General features: G+C 43.2%; 14 protein-coding genes. 6 read left to right on the forward strand and 8 right to left on the reverse strand.

The window, feature by feature from the left end:
• Positions 1-34 precede the first annotated feature (34 nt).
• The 5 genes from S4054249_RS17855 to S4054249_RS17875 form a co-directional block, all read right to left on the reverse strand.
• Entirely contained in the window at positions 35-3268 is a 3234-nt protein-coding gene (locus tag S4054249_RS17855; protein ID WP_046356151.1) for a S41 family peptidase, read from the reverse strand.
• Between the two features lie 178 nt (positions 3269-3446).
• Entirely contained in the window at positions 3447-4664 is a 1218-nt protein-coding gene (locus S4054249_RS17860; protein WP_046356150.1) for an NAD(P)/FAD-dependent oxidoreductase, read from the reverse strand.
• A complete protein-coding gene (locus tag S4054249_RS17865; protein ID WP_046356149.1) occupies positions 4651-6054 on the reverse strand; it encodes an NAD(P)/FAD-dependent oxidoreductase in 1404 nt (467 codons plus the stop codon). The genes S4054249_RS17860 and S4054249_RS17865 overlap by 14 nt, the downstream gene beginning before the upstream one ends.
• Positions 6041-6367 (reverse strand): (2Fe-2S)-binding protein, encoded by a 327-nt coding sequence (locus tag S4054249_RS17870; RefSeq protein WP_046356148.1) that lies wholly within the window; start codon positions 6365-6367, stop codon positions 6041-6043. Before S4054249_RS17870 ends, S4054249_RS17865 begins: the two co-directional genes overlap by 14 nt.
• 261 nt (positions 6368-6628) lie before the next feature.
• A complete protein-coding gene (locus tag S4054249_RS17875) occupies positions 6629-7117 on the reverse strand; it encodes a winged helix-turn-helix transcriptional regulator (protein ID WP_046356147.1) in 489 nt (162 codons plus the stop codon).
• A 273-nt stretch (positions 7118-7390) separates the two neighbouring features.
• Between S4054249_RS17875 and putA the strand changes: the two genes are divergently transcribed.
• From putA to S4054249_RS17890, 3 genes are all read left to right on the forward strand, one after another.
• Complete coding sequence (putA, locus tag S4054249_RS17880; RefSeq protein WP_046356146.1) at positions 7391-11194, forward strand: bifunctional proline dehydrogenase/L-glutamate gamma-semialdehyde dehydrogenase PutA; 3804 nt, start codon at positions 7391-7393, stop codon at positions 11192-11194.
• A gap of 248 nt (positions 11195-11442) precedes the next feature.
• Entirely contained in the window at positions 11443-12642 is a 1200-nt protein-coding gene (locus S4054249_RS17885; protein WP_046356145.1) for an aromatic amino acid transport family protein, read from the forward strand.
• A gap of 140 nt (positions 12643-12782) precedes the next feature.
• Positions 12783-13658, forward strand: a complete 876-nt coding sequence (locus S4054249_RS17890) for a hypothetical protein (protein WP_046356144.1) — start codon at positions 12783-12785, stop codon at positions 13656-13658.
• A 46-nt stretch (positions 13659-13704) separates the two neighbouring features.
• On the opposite strand, the gene S4054249_RS17895 is transcribed toward S4054249_RS17890, so the two are convergent.
• The 3 genes from S4054249_RS17895 to pomA form a co-directional block, all read right to left on the reverse strand.
• Positions 13705-14235: a hypothetical protein gene (locus S4054249_RS17895; RefSeq protein ID WP_046356143.1), complete on the reverse strand. Its 531-nt coding sequence runs from the start codon at positions 14233-14235 to the stop codon at positions 13705-13707.
• 177 nt (positions 14236-14412) lie between these two features.
• Positions 14413-15348, reverse strand: coding sequence for a flagellar motor protein MotB (locus S4054249_RS17900; protein ID WP_046356142.1), 936 nt, complete (start codon positions 15346-15348; stop codon positions 14413-14415).
• A 3-nt stretch (positions 15349-15351) separates the two neighbouring features.
• On the reverse strand, positions 15352-16119 hold the full coding sequence (gene pomA, locus S4054249_RS17905) for a flagellar motor protein PomA (protein ID WP_039608359.1): 768 nt from the start codon (positions 16117-16119) through the stop codon (positions 15352-15354).
• 245 nt (positions 16120-16364) lie between these two features.
• On the opposite strand from pomA, the gene xseB reads away from it, so the two are divergent.
• From xseB to dxs, 3 genes are all read left to right on the forward strand, one after another.
• Entirely contained in the window at positions 16365-16607 is a 243-nt protein-coding gene (gene xseB, locus S4054249_RS17910; protein ID WP_046356141.1) for an exodeoxyribonuclease VII small subunit, read from the forward strand.
• Positions 16608-16611: 4 nt separating this feature from the next.
• On the forward strand, positions 16612-17499 hold the full coding sequence (gene ispA, locus S4054249_RS17915; protein WP_046356140.1) for a (2E,6E)-farnesyl diphosphate synthase: 888 nt from the start codon (positions 16612-16614) through the stop codon (positions 17497-17499).
• A gap of 112 nt (positions 17500-17611) precedes the next feature.
• The gene (gene dxs, locus S4054249_RS17920; protein WP_046356139.1) at positions 17612-19477 is read left to right on the forward strand and encodes a 1-deoxy-D-xylulose-5-phosphate synthase; all 1866 of its coding nucleotides are present in this window, start codon (positions 17612-17614) and stop codon (positions 19475-19477) included.
• The last annotated feature ends 10 nt before the right edge of the window (positions 19478-19487 follow it).

The following is a 19487-nucleotide window of genomic DNA, read 5'->3' on the forward strand; positions in this document are numbered from 1 at the left end:
AGCCTTTCAGCTCCTTTTTTAAAATTACGTTTATTTAGTCAATAAACTTAGTTGGTGCCGGTGGCACAACGAGTTTCTTTTTAGGGTTTTCATCAAGCTCTTTTAATAGCTCTTTCACCGCACGCTCTACAGACGGATCTTTACCAGCTTGGATAAGCTCTGGACGATCAATCACTTCGATATCTGGGACAACCCCTTCATTTTCGATGATCCAGTTGCCGTCATTGTCAAGAATACGGAAGGTCGCTGCAATTACCTGACCACCGTCAACTAAGTAAGGGTTACCAGAGATACCAATTAAGCCACCCCAAGTACGAGTACCAATTAACTTACCTAGGCCCGCTTGGCGGAAGTAGTAAGGAATAGCATCACCACCTGAGCTTGAATAGCCATTGATCAGCATGGCTTTTGGTCCATCATGAGCAAACTGAGGTGTTTTGGTTGGTGTAACACCACGACGCTTCCAATAGTTTAGCGGCTTGCGTGCTAACCAAGTGATCACGTGCTCAGGAATAAAACCACCACCGTTGTAACGGTCATCAATGATCAACGCATCTTTGGTTGTTTGTGGCATAAAGTTCTTGAACATCGAACGGTTACCTTCATATGCCGTGTTTGGCAAATGAACATAGCCGATACGTCCGCCAGATAATTCATCGACATAAGCTTTACGCGTTTCAACCCACTGTAAGTAACGTAGACCGATTTCACTCTTCACAGGCTTAACGGTTACTTTCCAGCTATCGTCAAAGCTTGTTGATTTGCTAAGAATAAGCTCAACTTGCTCGCCTTGTGTATTTTCTAGTAACTCATAGAAGTTACTGACTTCATTCACATTACGACCATTAACCGCCAAGATGAAGTCACCTTCTCTTGCACGTACACCCGTTTCACCTAGTGGAGAACGGAAGTCTTCATGCCAGTTTTCGCCTTTAAAGATATGCTTAAGAGTCACAAAACCTGACGGATGACTTGCCACTTCAGCACCGAGCAAGCCATGCTTTTTACGCTCGCCTTTTGGCTCATCACCTGATTGTACATAAATGTGGCCTGCATTGATTTCACCAGCAATTTCACTCAACACATAATCAATATCTGTGCGGTGCGCTGCTGCATCGGCCATAGGTTGGTAACGCTTCAAGATTGCATCCCAGTCTTGACCGTGGTGATTTGCGTCATAGAACCAATCGCGCAATGTACGCCAACCTTCTGTGTACATTTGTGACCACTCAACACGTGGGTCAATCTTCAGGTTCATGTTGCTAAGATCAAGTTGATTCGCTTTCAGATCTTGCTTCGCTTTTGGTTTGATCACACTATATTTGCTACCAGCACGTGCAATGACATGCTCACGGTTTGCAGAGACTGTGTACTCACTAACACCTTTAGCGACAGTATTTACTTTGCCATCGGCCTTGTTTTCAACAAGCTTCAGGGCGCCACCGCTCAGTGTTAACACACCACCTTTCACGCCAGTCAATGATGAGTAATTACCCGCAGGTGCAGGTAATGACACGACGCGATCCATAAAGCCATCAACTTGAATGCTGGTGTCCAGTTCTGTCTTCTCTTCTGACGCTTTATCGTCACCGACAATCTGTGTTTCATCACTTTGTAGCGTGTTGATAGGTTGAATGCTGTCGTTTACCGCTACCGAATAAATACGCGTTGCTTTATTAAACAGATAATCAAACTCATATGAACTAAATGCTAAATTAAAGTCACGTTCAGAAGTGAAGTAAATGTACTGGCCATCTTCTGAGAACGTAGGGTTTGATTCAGACGTCATATCATCCGTTAAGCGGCTTAACTTTTTAGACTCGACGTTATAGTGCCAAAGCGATGAATAACGGTTTTCGTTGTTCTTAACAAAGACTAAGTCTTTGCTGTTTGGAGACCACGTGTATTGTGTAATGCTGCGCTCATCGTGCAAACCACGGTCAATCTTGTGTAATTTGCCGCTCTCAACATCTAACCACCAAATAATATGGTCTTTGTCTGCAAATAATAGCTTGGTATTGTCTGGTGACCAAATAGGATCGAAACGCCAAATAGTCCCATTATCAGTTAATTGCTTGACTGCATTGTTGTTGGCACGATCTTTAATATAAATCTCATATTCGCCCGTCGCATCACTTAAATAAGCGACATAACGTGCATTTGGCGACCACGTTGCCGCAATTTCACGACCTGCTGGGGTATGTGACAAATTACGTGTAGGACCATTTTTCACCGGTACTGAGAAAATCTCACCACGGGCTGTAAATACCGCTCGTTTGCCATCATGTGAGATATCCATTGAATCAATGAACTTACTCACATTCTTAGTGTAAGGTAGTGCCGACTTACGTACACCATCGACATTGATAGTCAGTTTTTCGGTCATTTTATTTGCTTCATTGAAGCGATATAAATAGCCACCATTTTCATAAACGATTGAGTCAGGACCTGCTGATGGCCACAATACATCAAACTCTTTATGGTCCGTCATTTTGACTGGCTTTTTGCCTTCACGATACTTGTAAAGGTTAAGTGTGTAATCTCTATCAGAAACGAAGTAAATGCTGTCATTCACCCACGTAGGCTGCTGATCAGTTGCACGGTGTGTCGTTAATTGCTTAGACGTATTCTTGTCTAAATCATAGACCCATACATCTTGCGCACGACCACCTCTTGAACGCTTCCAAGTACGGAACTCACGATCAATTGGCGTGTATACAAACTTACTACCATCACCCGACAGCATACCGCCGCCACCTTCAGGAATTGCAAGAGGCTGCTCTAGGCCACCTTCTACCGGTACCATATAAGGGCGGCCCATGCGTTTGCCCCAAGGGGTACGGTTAGCACGGAAAACAATATGCTTGCCATCTGGTGTCCAGTCTAATACACGGTAATCAAAACCACCACGAGGCGGCATAGGGCCTACATCATTATAATAAGTCAGTTGCTTCAGACCTGAGCCATCACGATTAATCACGTAGATTTGACGACTACCGTTATATTCAGCAGCAAAGGCAATTTTTTCACCATCAGGTGAAAACTTAGGGAACGTTTCGAACCCAACATGATCCGTTAAACGCGTGCTTTTACCTGTATTGGTGTTCGCAACATAGATATCGCCAGAGTACACAAAAGTAACGTGCTCTTTATGAATATCAGGGAATCGTAATAAACGGGTATCTTCAGTGCTGTAGGCGCTCGCTAAAGGGCTTGCTAGCGGTCCAAGCACAGCAGCCATCGCTGCAAACAAGTGCTTAATTTTCATTATTATCTCGTATATAAATTTGACTGTTACATGATAACAATTTCACTCATAAAGTCAGGCTGATGCGATAAAAAGCACAAAAATACCCACCAAATTAAATTAAAAAATCGTCACAAAATGTAAATTGTCGAATATATGACTCACACAGTAGCGTGAGTCATCAATAAGGTAAGTTTAGTTATGCAGGATCGTTATCAAAACGACTGACATTAAATGGGGTCAAATCAATTGAAGTAGGCTGATTGGTGACGAGTTCTGTTATCAATTTACCTGTAATAGCAGACGTCAAAATCCCCGTTCTGAAATGACCACATGCATTAAGATACCCTTCAACACCAGACACTTTACCCAAAATAGGCAGCTCATCTGGCGTGCCTGGCCTGAGGCCAGCCCAACAACGCTTGATATTAGACTCATTGAGAATCGGTAAGCACTTCATTGCCCCACGGGACAATTCTTGGATCTTATCTAAGCTATTGGTGGTATCAAACCCTTTTTCCTCTGTGGACGAGCCAATCAAGATCTCCCCATTGTCTTTTTGCGCGATATAACAATCACTGGTGCTGATACAACCATTCATGATTTTTGGCATACGTTCAGACAAGACAATTTGTCCTTTAACTGGATATACGGGCATATCTTTGCCTGTCGCCTGCTTATACAGCTCATTAGCCCACGCCCCCGTTGCATTAACGAGCGTGTCACAATGTAAATCTCCCGCGGCGGTTTTCAGCCCCACCACTCGATTACCTTCTTTCAATACTGACTCTATTTCAGTATTTAAGAACAGCTCAACGCCATTTTGCCTTGCAGCTTCAGTATATGCTTCAACCAAACGATATGGATTCACTTGGTGGTCGCAAATAAAGTCTATCGCACCAATGGCATCTGGTGTGACATAAGGCTCTTCATCTCTCAGCTGTTCAGCACTCAACCAACGGATTTGATCACTTAAATGGGGAATACCACTGACAATTTGGTCGGCGTACAACTCATCTTCACGGTTATACATAATAAACTTAAGCCCAGTGCGCTCAAATTTAAAATCTACATCATGCTTGGTACGCAGTTCTTCATATAGATCTGGGTACATATCATTGGATTTAAGTGCAAATTCAAAAAAACAATCTGGTAATTGGTGCGGACGCATGGTGGGCACTTCTTCACCTTTGGCCTCACTGTGCAGTTTGGACAAGGTTTTAAAAAATATAACACCGCAGCCAAGTCCTACTGACTCACCGATGGCCCATAATCCACCCGCAGATGCTCTGGATGCATTTCCAGGTTTTTTTAAATCAACCAACGCAATCTTCAAGTCTGTATCACGACTTAAAAAATAAGCACACGCAGCGCCTACAGCACCGCCACCAGCAATTACAACATCATACTTGTTCATTTAGCGTTTCTTCCATAAAAGTAAAAGGGATAGGATCAAGCGGGAATCGAGGTTTTATGACCCCTGTATTTTTGTCATGTCCGGCCTGATGGAGTAAATCAAGGGCATAGCTACTGCACGTTTTCCCCTGACAATCACCCATACCAATCCGAGTACGCATTTTCAGTGTTGTTAGATCTTTCACACCCTCAGCGATAGCATCAGTAAGCTGCTTTTTCGTTGCTTGCTCACAGCGACACACAACCGTATCGTCTTGAGGCAAATCCAATAACCCAGTTTGACGCGCACTAAAGCGGTCAAAGCCAAATCGAAAACGCTTGATACGTGCATGCTTGCGCTCTATTTTGCGCTTTTCTTTTTCCATAGTCGCACTGTCTAGCAGGCCACGTTGATGCACAATGTTGAGCGCCGCTATCTGCCCTTCACAAATCGCAGCATCTGCTCCCAGCAAACCACTGCTGTCACCAACCACATACGTATTTTTTTGACTACTTTGATAATTATCATCAAGTTTAGGTATGTAACCACTTACTTTAGAGTAATCATGTTCAATACCGAGTAACATAGCCAATTGAGTGCGTGCAACAAAACCATAGCCGACACCAATCGCATCCACGTCTAATGGCTTGGCCTGACTCATATCAGGGCGCCACTGGTCATCATAGGGCGCAACAGATACTTGCTCTAGGTATTTATCTCCCTGTGCGCTGACAATGCCGTGACCATAGTGAAAAGGAATTTGATGCTTTTTCAGGTAGCTCATCATGCTTAGGCCATTGAGCGTCAGTTTTGGCTTGTGTAATAAGGCCACCGCTTCTTTGGCGAGTTTGTTGAAGGCGCTCGCTTCGTAAACACCCACGACATCAACACCCGCTTTATGCAGCTGACACGCCACTAAGGGTAATAGTGGACCTGTTCCCAATAAAGCCATTTTACTGCCCGGTTTTACCAAGCCACTTTTGATTTGTAATTGTACACCGCCCAGTAACATGACCCCAGGCAACTGCCAACCAGGAAAAGGAACACTGCGCTCATGACAGCCCGTGGCCAAGATCAATTCATTGTGCTCGAAAGTAGCCAGCCCCCCACCTTCACTCAATAATAAATGCTGATCGCCCTCTGGCCCCAGAACACGAGTTTGCAACTTGAGTTCAATGAACGATTTATGCTTTTCATAACGAGTGCGCAAAGCACTCATAGCACGTTGTAAATTATCGTCCAAATGCGGCAGCGTGGCTGTACTTCTAAGTGGTCCCCGGTAGATAACCCCTCCTATTTTAGAGGTCTCATCAATGATAACAGAGGGGATTTGATACTTTCCAAGCATCGCCGCTGCGGCCGTACCAGATGGCCCACCACCGACAATCACAACAGGGTTAGACTTTTTCATGATCAATCCCCACATCTTTAAAACGATTACTTAAAGTTTCGACCTGCATATTGGGTTCAACTAAAGTCTGACATGCTCTTTGCTTGTATCGTTTATTCACTTTTACATGACAGCAATGGCATACGCCCATTGCACAGTATCCGCCCGTGACGACTTTTCTGTCGTTTTCACATACTTGCTTAATGTCTGCGGCCTGCAATACTGAGAGGACGGTTTCGCCTTCACAAGCAGTAATAGGTTGGTCATCTATGAGAATTTGAAATGTGATTGAGTCTAAAGGCGTAATATCCTTTGTACGCGTCGCTGTTGTCATTGTTTTACCTTTCGCTACTAAATTTCATGTCAGCCTAGGGTAAAAAACTGCCAATAAAAACTAAAAATTCACACACATTAACATTTTATTGATCTAGATTAAGGAATTATGAAAAACACGCTATTTGTAATGCCTTGTAATGTATTTCTTTGTAAAAACATGATTCAAAAAAACAAAAAAACTAATTTTATTTCATTATATTAGAGTGACAAAAGGCATAAATCAGTATGTTTCCCACACATGGTCAACACTGAAAAGATGTCAGCTTTTAGGTAAAATGGTCACACCCACATCTTGCTTAACATGCTCAATCACCATATAAGTATGGTTTGTACCAACACCTGGTATTTCGACAATTTGACCAAGCACCTCACGATACTGATGCATATCAGAGACTCGAATTTTTAATAAATAGTCAAACCCTCCAGCGACCATGTCACAGGCAACTACATGGGGGATCTCTAAAACATGCTGTTTAAAGGTGTCGAATACTGACTCTGTTGAACTTTTGAGTGTTATCTCAACATGTGCGACCAACTGCTGCCCAAGCTTCTCAGCATTTAATCTTGCGGTGTAGCCCTCTATGTAGCCCTCTGACTCTAGCTTCTTAACCCTATCCAAGCAGGGGCTGGGGCTTAAGTTGACAGCTTTTGCTAAGTTAACATTTGAAATTCGGCCATTTTTTTGCAATTCATCTAAAATTGCATGGTCGATCCTATCTAAAATACGCGTTTTTATTGAAGTGGTCATACAGTATAAAATTCTGCAAGAAGGTCTAATCTCACTCAAATTTACCGTAATTCACGAAAATAAGACAGCACATTCTGCTGCACTTTCTATACAATGCTCGAAATTATTATGGATGTCCCTTTTTTATGTTGTTTGTTTCTCCGAACAAAGGGGCTAAAATTTAACCACCGCAAAATTACGCAGCGTTCATTTTAAATAATGAGGCAAGAAAGCAATCACAGCCTTTGGCTAAGCTTTCTGTAGTATTTAGGTTTTCAATAGAGGGTTTAACCTATGCTATTTCAAGGCGACTTAACAACCCAGTGTCCGATCCGTCAAAAGATCCGTGACTTCTACCGCATTGATGAAGAAACTGTTATCGATCACATTTTACCCTTGGCTGAGGTTGGTGTTTCTGCCCGTACTCGTGCATGGGAACGTGCTCGTCAAATGGTACTGAATATCCGTAAAGACCAACACGGTCAAGGCGGTGTAGACGCATTACTAGAAGAGTACTCATTGTCTTCCGAGGAAGGTGTTGTACTCATGTGTTTGGCTGAAGCACTATTACGTGTACCTGATGCACAAACGCAAGACATGTTAATTCGCGATAAGCTTAGCAAAGGTGACTGGAGCTCACATTTAGGTAATAGTGATTCACTATTCGTAAATGCGTCGAGCTGGGGCCTACTTCTAACCGGTAAAATGGTTAACTATGCTGATAAGAATAAAGAAGAGCAATTTGGCTTACTAAAGCGCACTATGGGCCGTATTGGCGAGCCTGCTATTCGTAAATCAGTGCAATATGCAATGAAGATCATGGGCCAGCAGTTTGTTATGGGCACCACGATTGAAGCGGCACTTGAGCGTGCCAAAGAAAAAGAAGCCACAGGCTACGCATACTCATACGACATGCTAGGCGAAGGCGCGCGCACCATGGCTGACGCCGAGCGTTACTTTAACAGCTACATGACAGCTATTCACGTCATTGGTAAAGCAGCTAATGGCCGTGGCCCAATTAAGAGCCCGGGTATTTCTGTAAAGCTATCCGCTATTCACCCACGTTATGAATTTTCACACCGTGACCGTGTGATTGCAGAAATTGTGCCTAAGCTTAAAGAGTTGGCACTTGCTGCAAAACAGTATGACATTAACTTCACAGTAGATGCTGAAGAAGCAGACCGTTTAGATATCTCACTTGATATTATCGAAGCGGTATTCTCTGATGACGCACTGGGCAACTGGAATGGCTTTGGTCTTGCAGTACAAGCATACCAAAAACGTGCCATTTGGGTTATTGACTGGCTTGAAGCGCTATGTCGTCGTGTTGGTCGCAAGATGATGGTGCGTCTTGTAAAAGGTGCTTACTGGGATACTGAAGTTAAGCTAACTCAAACTGATGGTCTTGAAGACTTCCCTGTATTTACACGTAAAGCCACGACTGACGTCTCTTACAAAGCATGTGCTATCAAATTGATGAACGCACGTGATGTGATCTTCCCTCAGTTTGCGACACACAACGCCTATTCTGCTGCGACTATCCTTGAACTTGCAAATGGCGAGTTCAATAACTTTGAATTCCAGTGTCTACACGGCATGGGTGACTCACTGTACAACCAAGTAGTAACAGAAGATAAAGTACAGTGTCGCGTATACGCGCCTGTAGGCCAGCATGAAGACTTACTTGCTTACCTTGTTCGTCGCCTTCTTGAAAACGGCGCAAACTCATCATTCGTAAACGCGATTGTCGATGAGTCTATGCCTGTTGAGTCACTACTTGAAGATCCGGTTGAAAAAATCCAACGTGTTAAGCACAAGCGTAACATGCAGATCACTATGCCTATCGACCTATACGGCGAAGAGCGCAACAACTCTAAAGGGTTAGATTTAACCAACATCAACCACATCACGCCAATGCGTGACAACTTACAAAAGTGGGTTGATGAAAACCTAATCACGGCAGCGGATGTACCTGAAGGCCACGAAGCAGTATTGAACCCAGCAAACCATAGCGAAGTTGTTGGCTCTATCCGTCACCAAGATGCACAAGAAATGCAACAACTAGTTGCTAGCGCAGAAGCCGCTTTTGCAACTTGGTCACAAACACCAGTGAGCGAGCGTGCTGAAATTCTGCGTCGTACAGGTGATGCGCTTGAGCGCCATCGTGATGAACTTATTGCAATGTGTATCAAAGAAGCGGGTAAAATCACTCAAGATGGCATCGATGAAGTCCGTGAAGCTGTTGATTTCTGCCGTTACTACGCAGCAAAAGCAGAAGAACTTGCACTGGATGAGCGCTTTAGCCCACGCGGTGTGATCTTATGTATCAGCCCTTGGAACTTCCCACTGGCAATTTTCCTAGGTCAGGTTGCAGCTGCTATCGTTACTGGTAATACGGTAATCGCAAAACCTGCTGAGCAAACATCATTAGTTGCGCTTCGTACCATTGAGCTAATGGAAGAAGTCGGTCTACCAAAAGGCATCGTACAGCCTGTCATCGCGCGTGGTAGTGAAGTTGGTAAGCACATCGTTCCAGATACACGTATTCAAACAGTGATGTTCACAGGCTCTACAGAGACGGGCACCCGTATTTCACAAACATTGGCTGAGCGCGGTGGCGATCAAGTACCACTGATCGCAGAGACGGGTGGTCAAAACTGTATGATCGTTGACTCAACAGCACTGCCTGAGCAGGTTGTTGATGACGTTATCTCTTCAGGTTTCCAAAGTGCTGGCCAGCGCTGTTCTGCACTGCGTGTACTATTTGTACAAGAAGAAATCGCAGACAAAGTGATCAACATGATCAAAGGCGCAATGCAAGAGCTTCACATTGGCGATCCTGCACACCTTTCTACAGATGTGGGTCCAGTGATTGACCAGAAAGCTTTGAATGCACTCAATGAGCACGTTGAATACCTAAAAGGCAATGCAACACTACATTATGAGTGTTCACTTCCAGATATGGGTGATAACGGTCATTTCTTCTTTGCACCACGCTTATACGAGATCAGCGACCTGTCAGTACTGAAAAAAGAAGTCTTCGGTCCATGTGTTCACGTGATCCGTTTTAAAGGCAGCGATATCGACAATGTGATTGACCAAGTCAACAGCACTGGCTTTGGTCTAACCATGGGTATCCACACACGTATCGAAGAGCGAGCAGAATATCTTGCTAAGCTATCTCGTGCCGGTAACATCTATGTAAACCGTAACATGATCGGTGCTGTAGTCGGTGTGCAGCCGTTCGGTGGTCGTGGTCTATCTGGTACAGGTCCAAAAGCAGGTGGTCCAAACTACATTGCACGCTTGGTAAAAGAAAACCTTGCTGAGCAAAACATCCAAGCGACTAACGTTAAAGTGGATAACGAAGAGATCGCCGCTTACCAAGGTGCGCAAGAGCAAGTATCACGCATGATGTCACTATCAAAGCGTGACGAGAAAGCGTGGCGTGCAATGCCACTGAACGACCGTATTTCAGCGGTACGTCAGCTGCTGGCTAAACTGGCTAAAGTCGAGATCCTAGATTCGCTTGCTGATGATTTAAATAAAACATTAGCAGATGCACGTGAACAGATTATCCGTGTTGAAAAACGTCTAGATATTGTGATTGAGCTACCAGGCCCTACGGGTGAGTCAAATACACTACGCTATGAATCACGTGGTTGTGTAGTGTGCTATGCAGATAAAGATACGTCTTTCAACTTCTGGGTGCTATCGGTGATCACTGCACTGGCAGCAGGTAACACAGTTATCACGGTTGTTTCTGACTTGTTCCATGAAGAAGCGATAGCATTTAGAGACAAGCTACTAAGCAGCGGCATTGCTGAAGGCGTACTGCAAGTTGCTAAGCTAAACCAGCTACCTGCAATCTTAGCCCATGAGCACCTGGCAGGTGCGGTAGTCGGCAATGGCTGTGAGCGCAAAGGTTATGTAAGTACACAGCTAGCTGCACGCAGTGGTGCAATCTTGCCAGTGATCAGCGCTGAGTACTACGATACACTACTAAATCGCCTCGTCACTGAGAAGACTATCAGTGTTGATACGACGGCATCTGGTGGTAATACATCACTGATGACACTGGTTGAAGACGATGCATAATTGACGCATCTAAAACAATGTATTGAAAAGCCAGCATATGCTGGCTTTTTTATGCTCTGTTATATATCAAGGCCACCTTGATGATAATTGACACGTTTTGAAACAAGCTAATTGCATTATCCGTAAACAAAATTAACCTTTGTAAGACATAAATTACAAACTTTCACTTTGATTTGCAGCAAAACTATTTCAATTTTTTGCAGAGCGGTATATTGTGCCTGTTTCTCTCACAGATATAGGGGCAATTTGTGCTTAATAATAAAACGCTAGGCAGCATGCTCATCGTGGCTGGTACAACGATTGGCGCAGGCATGCTGGCATTGCCTATCGCATCAGCAGGACTTGGATTTTCAACATCTCTTATTTTGATCATCGCAACTTGGTTGCTAATGACCTATACTGCCCTTCTTATGCTCGAAGTACACCAATTCGCAAATAAAGAAGCAACGCTCAATACATTAGCAAAGCAGATCCTTGGTAAAAAAGGCCAATACATCGCAAACTTTTCAATGATATTCCTGTTTTATGCGCTATGTGCAGCTTATATTGCAGGTGGCGGCGCTCAGCTACAAGAGAAGCTCTCAGCAGTAACGGGCATGGATATCGCACCACAAATAGGATCTGTGGTTTTAGCGCTCATAGTTGCGACCATCGTCGCGCTCGGTACAAGTACTGTCGATAAACTCAATCGCGTACTGTTCACAATCAAAATAATTGTCCTGGCCAGCTTATTCTTCGTACTCACCCCGTACGTGCGTGGCCAGCATTTATTAAACATGCCAATGGAACAAGGCCTTATTTTATCGGCTATTCCTGTTATTTTTACTTCGTTTGGCTTTCATGGCTCAATACCTTCAATAGTCAAATACGTGGGTTTAGATATTAAAACACTTAGACGAGTGATGATAGCAGGTGCCTCTTTGCCGCTGATCATATACATCTTTTGGCAGTTGTTAAGCCAGGGTGTCATGGATCAACAAGCTTTAGCACAAAGTGAAGGCCTACCAGGCTTTGTCGCCGCCATTTCAAATATAGCGCACAATAGTCAAGTACAAACCTTCGTTACCATTTTCGCCGACTTGGCGCTTGCGACTTCATTTCTAGGTGTGAGCCTTGGTTTATTTGACTTTTTCGCCGATGCATTTAAACAGCAAGGTTCTGGGCGAGATAGAGTGAAAACAGCCTTAATCACGTTTACACCACCGTTGGGCTTTGCGTTATTCTACCCACAAGGGTTTATCATGGCACTTGGCTATGCCGCCATTGCTCTGGTTGTTTTAGCGGTCTTCTTGCCCGTTGCTATGGTCTGGCAACAGCGAAAAAATCAAAATTCTGGCTATCAGGTACGTGGTGGTAACCTTGGTCTCATTTGCGCAGGTTTATGTGGTGTACTCATCATCTCTGCGCAGGGATTACAAATGTTTGGTCTGATCCCAGCTTTAGGTTAGTACTGCTCATTTACCCTAGAGTCAGCACTTCGCTCTCTCTAGGGCATGATGTCATTTATTGCTACTACTTTTTGCAATTCATTTGTCGCTTTCAAAATCGACTTATGAATATAATTAACTCACTTACCAAGGAGTTAATTATGAACAAGGTTACATTAGCAGTGGTACCTTTATTGCTGCTGATTGCTTGTGGCAGTGATAATGGTACACCACTTGAAAAAAACAATACTGCACAAGACAATTCCCCCTCTAACGAAAGCGCATCACAAGATTGTGGAACCGCATTTTCTGCTGAACGCTCAATCAATAAACTCGAATTTAACAGTGTATATTGGCAAGCGAACAGCGAAGCGTTGCAACCTAAACCTGAATTTAGATTATATGCAGATAAAAACTCATTAGGCGCGACGCATTCAATCTCATCCGATATTCCTCAATGTGTATTAGCTGCAAATATATTTGGCTCTACCAGTGCACAAACTTGGCAAGGGGATAGTAACGCATCTTTCAAACAAGGCGAATTGGTTTATTATTCACCTGAACTTATCTTTAAAACCGCACTACCTGAAATCAGTTCTTTAAAAGACTGGCGCAATAAAGGCCGTCCGGAAACTGTCAGCCAACCCATCGAGTCGGTTAACATTACCATCCATTATCGAGACAAAAATAATAGTCTGATCACATTTGGCGAAGACAGTACAAATACAGGCGCAATCAATTTGGCATGCAACAAATCAACCTTCGATTTAACATTAAAAATGCAACCTGTTGTAATGAGCGCACAAGAGCAACTTGATAAGGCTTTTTGTGAAGAAGTTCAGATAGGATTAGACACAGAGCTACACTGTTTATCTGTAGGGATTAATCAAGAAACGGGGTTAGAGTCATGTCAATTCGAACTGACAACTGTGATATTACCAGACCAAAATGCCAATAAATCGACGGTTAAAGTCGCAGGTGTATTAGAATTCTCCGCCGGCACAGCAGATCTTGAAATAAAAGATATTAAACTTTAAATGAGTGAGCGCTAAAGCTAGGCATATAAAAAGGGATAATTTAACGCTATCCCTCTTTTTCATTCCTATGAAACCAGGTCAACTGCTTTGCTTTGTTTCCAAAATATACAACCAGTGGTGCAAAACAGAGCATAACCGTCATAAAATTAACAAAAGGTAAAACAGTTCGATAAACATAAGCAGAATAACTGGCATCCATCAGGTGGATATCGACAAGCCTAAACAGCTGCAATAGCGGAGCTGGTAAAACAACAAGCTGCACTAGAATACTTTGCCACATATACATCTTATCGCGCAGCGCCCAATAAGCGACAATCGCAATAAATATGATGTCATTGAGCGCCCAGACTATATATCTGTATACTCTATCGGTGTCATGATCTATCAGAGGCTGAAATGTGAAAAAGCCGATTATATAAAATATTGAGCACAACGAAGCATATCTAAGCGCTAATTTATCTTTATTCAAAATAAAAATAAATACAGATATAAACGCTAAAATATAAGACACTTCAAGTAGTGCATTTAAATACTTTACAGAGAACTCAGCACTATTTAAATATTCGACTAATGACACCGCTTTACCTTACTATGACTGGTTATTTTGGTTCAGTATCCCCAGTATCATTACCATTACCGTTACCACCAGGTAATCTATTGAACTTATTAAAAACAATCATGGTAAACTCCCTTAAGAATTGAAAAGTAAAAGCAAATATACGGTAGCCCAAAATGCTGCTCGACGCAATCTTTTCTAGTTATTTTCCCTTCTAACTTCAATAGGATCAGACTCTTTCGGTTTACCTTGTAGAATTGATATCTCAACACGTCGATTACGTTTTCTATCCACGTCATTGGCATTTGGTACTAACGGTCTTGTACCAGCATGCCCAACGACCACCATTCTGTTTTGATCAAAACCACTTACCGTTTGCATTTCACTGGCAACCGCAACGGCTCTGGTCGCTGATAAATCCCAATTGTTGAAATACAATTCATTGGAGACTTGGAAGTCATCAGTATGCCCTGACACCGTGATCTCTCCCGGTACATCTTTGAGCAACTCCGCGATATCGCGAATTATTGGTTTAAATTTAGGCTGTAAAAAAGCACTGCCAGATGGAAATGAACCATTTTCCTGGATCCTAATTATGATTTGCTGGCCAAGCGATTCGAGTTCAATCGCACCATCCATAATTTGCTTTTCTAACTGTTGAGAAATTTTCTTTACCAGCTCATTAACCTGCTCTTGATCAGCAGCGGAAACGGCTTGAGTCATAGACTGCTCTTGCGCTGTACTAGCAGATTCACCACCACGTTTGTTACCACGCTGCTCTTGACGACCACCAGCAGAACTTTCTTCGCCCGCCTGAAACTCCAACATTTGTTGTGTCATTTCAACTGTCTGCTGTTGAATGGTTTCAATCGGAGTAGGCTCAGGTTTACCTGGAGTGAATTCCATTGCGATAACACTGGTTCCCTTTGGAATGTCTTTCACTTCAATTTTATTCTGCACACCAAAAGCAAACTTCATTGAACCAGCAATTTGCTTAAATTTCAGAACATCCATTTCTGAAAACGCCAATAGTAGAACGAAGAAACACATAAGCAGTGACATCAAGTCAGCAAACGTGCCCATCCAAGCAGGTAGCCCGGGGGGCGGGCATTTACATTCGTTCTCGTCTGACATTATTTACTCCTCGCCACCATCACCGCGTTTTGATTCAGGCAGATAATTTTTCAAAATGCCTTCAATCACCTTCGGATTCTGGCCGTCTTGAATACCTAAAATAGCATCTAGAATGAGGCGTTGATTTCTTTCTTCTTCATCCTTTCTCAGTTCAAGTTTTACTTGAATTGGAATCGCAACTACGTTTGCCAAAAAAGCACCATATAACGTTGTTAACAAAGCAACGGCCATCGCCGGACCGATCGCTTTTGGATCATCCATGTTTGATAACATAGCAACAAGACCAATCAGTGTACCGATCATCCCCATCGCCGGCGCTATATCGGCTAACGATTTAAATAAGCCAGCGCCGAGTTCATGACGGTTGGCGGTCAATGCGATGTCTTTTTGCAATGTTGCTCTGACCACATCAGCATCATGACCATCAACTAACATATCGACGCCCTTTCTCATAAAAGGGTTTGGTATTTCAGCCTCTTCCAATGCGAGAAAACCACCTTTACGTGCAGAATCAGCAAGCTCTACCGCTTTTTCAATCAGCTCTTCAGGCGTTTCAATTTTGAACATAAATGCCTTGCCTGCCACTTTTCCTATGCCTAAAAATTGAGCAAGTGTAAAGTTAGACAAAACAATGAAGATTGAGCCACCGAATACAATAACAACAGATGGTGTATTGTAAAACATGGCAAGTTGCCCATCACTACTGAGCACCATAGACATGACAATAAGGCCTATAGCACCAATGATACCTATAACGGTTGCTAAATCCACACACCCTCCAAAGGCATTTATTCGCGAGCTATCACGCAGTTATTCTTATACGTTGAGTTATCGGCAGGTTATCCAATAACTTAATTCAATTATATTAAAAAGCCTTTAAATTGCGAGAATTAACCCAAACTAACAGATCAATTTCCACACTTTATACCGTAAAAAGTCTATCAGATACTTTGACCTCTATCTTTATAACCAATAAAATTGCATTCCTAAAGTTTTGCTTGAGAGTAAAAAAAGATATGGCAGTCAAAAAACCTGAAAATATGAGCTTTGAAGAAGCTGTCAACGAGCTTGAATCTATTGTACAAGAAATGGAACATGGTGAACTGACATTAGAACAATCGTTAAAGCAATTTGAACGGGGAGTCAAACTTGCTCAAGCTTCTAACCAAAAGCTGCAGCAGGCAGAACAAAAAGTCAATATTTTACTCGCCAATGACGAAGCCAGCGCGCCTAGCGAGTTTACTGATCAGGTAGATTAACTGCGTGGAACTACATCAAAGATTACACATCGCAAAGCAAGATGTTGAAAAAACAATAAACGCTTATTTTGGCCAAGATTTAGATACCGATCCAACCGCTAAAGCGGCAGCACTATACTCTGTTAGCAATGGCGGAAAGCGACTGCGCCCATTTTTAGTCTATGCGACCGGAGAAATGTTGGGGGCCAACATTGAAGACTTGCATATTGCAGCCGCCGCAGTGGAGTGCATTCACAGTTACTCGCTTGTACACGACGACTTGCCCGCAATGGATGATGATGACCTTAGACGCGGTAAGCCAACTTGTCACATTGCATTTGACGAAGCTCAGGCTATTTTAGCCGGTGACTCTTTGCAGACATTAGCCTTTGAGTTTCTCGCATCACATCAATTTAAAGCCCCTGTAGAGCAACAAGTTGCGATGATTAAGTCACTCGCAAAAGCATCAGGCTTACAAGGGATGGTCGGTGGGCAAGCCTTAGATATTGCTGCAACTGATAAACAAACAAGTATTCAAGCACTTGAGCATATACATAGATTAAAAACTGGCGCTTTGCTCAATTGCGCAATCGAGTTGGGTGCACTATGCGCCCCACAAATTACCGACTTAACACGTAGTCAATTAAAGGACTTTGGCTTAGCTATTGGATTGGCATTTCAAGTTCAAGATGACATTCTTGATATCGAAGGCGATACACATACTTTAGGAAAACCGCAAGGCTCGGATTTAGAACATAATAAATCAACCTACCCTGCATTACTTGGCATGACAGGCGCAAAAGAGAAAGCACAAACGCTTATCGACCAAGCGCTTTCAGCACTAGAAAACATAGACGCTGACACACGCTTACTCGCTGAGCTAGCCAAGTATATTATTGCGCGGGACCATTGATTATCGCTTAAAATACATGACTATTTAATGACAAGTTCCCTTTAAATTTATAAAACTATCGGCAAGCTTTGTATATAATTGGGCAAGGTTTGCTAAGGATATTACGAATAATATGACTATTGATAGTAGCAAGTATCCATTATTGGCATTAATTGATCAGCCTCAACAGCTAAGGCAATTGCCACAGCAAAAGTTGAATGAGTTTAGTGCTGAGTTAAGAAACTATTTATTAGATTCTGTTTCTCAAAGCAGTGGTCACTTAGCGTCAGGTTTAGGCACCGTTGAGCTTACCGTCGCACTACATTACGTGTATAACACCCCTGTTGATAGACTCGTATGGGATGTGGGTCACCAAGCTTACCCGCATAAAATACTCACGGGTAGAAAAGAACAGATGCATACCATTCGCCAAAAAGATGGCTTGCACCCTTTTCCATTTAGAGAAGAAAGTGAGTATGACACCTTCAGTGTAGGCCACTCGAGCACCTCAATCTCTGCCGCCTTAGCGATGGCAATTGCGGCTGAAAAAGAAGGAAAAAATCGCAAAACTGTGGCTGTCATCGGTGATGGCGCGATGACCGCGGGTATGGCATTCGAAGCGATGAACCATGCTGGTGATGTCAAATCAGACATGCTGGTTATTTTAAACGACAATGAAATGTCTATTTCAGAAAATGTCGGCGCACTCAATAATCACTTTGCTCGTATCCTTTCTGGTAGCTTTTATACCAATATTCGTGAAGGTGGTAAAAAACTACTTTCAGGTGTACCTCCGGTAAAAGAGCTCGCCAGTAAAGTAGAAGAACACCTTAAAGGCATGGTAATACCAGGCACCTTTTTTGAGGAGCTTGGTTTTAATTATATCGGCCCTATTGATGGCCATGATGTCGATATGCTCGTAGATACGCTACGTAATATGCGTAACTTAAAAGGTCCACAGCTACTGCATGTTAAGACTCAAAAGGGTAAAGGGTATCAACCAGCTGAAGCCGATCCGATTGGCTATCATGGCGTTCCAAAGTTTGATCCTAGTGTTCACCAACTGCCAAAAAGTAAGCCAAGCGCCCCAACGTTTTCAAAAGTATTTGGGGATTGGTTATGTGATATGGCAGAACAGGACCCTAAACTTATGGCCATCACACCGGCTATGCGAGAGGGCTCAGGTATGGTGCGCTTTTCTAAAGAGCACCCAAGTCAATATTTTGATGTCGCTATCGCAGAACAGCATGCAGTGACTTTAGGTGCTGGTTTTGCTTGTGAGGGTCTAAACCCAGTCGTTGCGATCTACTCAAGCTTTTTACAACGCGCTTATGACCAGTTGATCCACGATGTTGCAATCCAAAACCTCCCTGTGCTATTTGCCATTGATAGAGCTGGGATAGTCGGAGCCGATGGAGAAACCCATCAAGGTGCTTATGACTTAAGCTTTATGCGCTGTATTCCAAACTTAGTGATTATGGCACCGAGCGACCTCAATGAATGCCGCCAAATGCTGTACACTGGCCACACACTAAATCAGCCTGCGGCTGTGCGTTACCCGCGCGGTTCTGCTGGAAGTGTTGAGCCTTCTGCTGAAATGACGCAGTTGCCAATTGGTAAAGCCAATACACTGCGTGAAGGAAATAAACTTGCCATATTAAACTTTGGTACGCTGTTAGATAACGCGCGTAGTGTCGCTGAACAACTGGATGCCACACTGGTGGATATGCGATTTGTGAAACCACTCGATGAGTCTTTATTGACCAAGCTTGCTCAGACACATACTCATTTTGTGACACTAGAAGATAATGCGATTGCTGGTGGTGCAGGTAGTGCCGTCAGTGAGTATTTTGCCCAACAGAGTATCGCCCACCCTGTAAAACATTTAGGTATTCCAGATGAATTCATCAAACATGGAACACAAGATCAGATGCATGCGGAAATGGGATTAGACAGTGATGGCATTCTAGCAACAGCAAGCAGTTGGATAAACCGCTAAGTACATTTGC

It is taken from the genome of Pseudoalteromonas luteoviolacea (assembly GCF_001750165.1).
In the GTDB taxonomy this organism is placed as follows: domain Bacteria; phylum Pseudomonadota; class Gammaproteobacteria; order Enterobacterales; family Alteromonadaceae; genus Pseudoalteromonas; species Pseudoalteromonas luteoviolacea_G.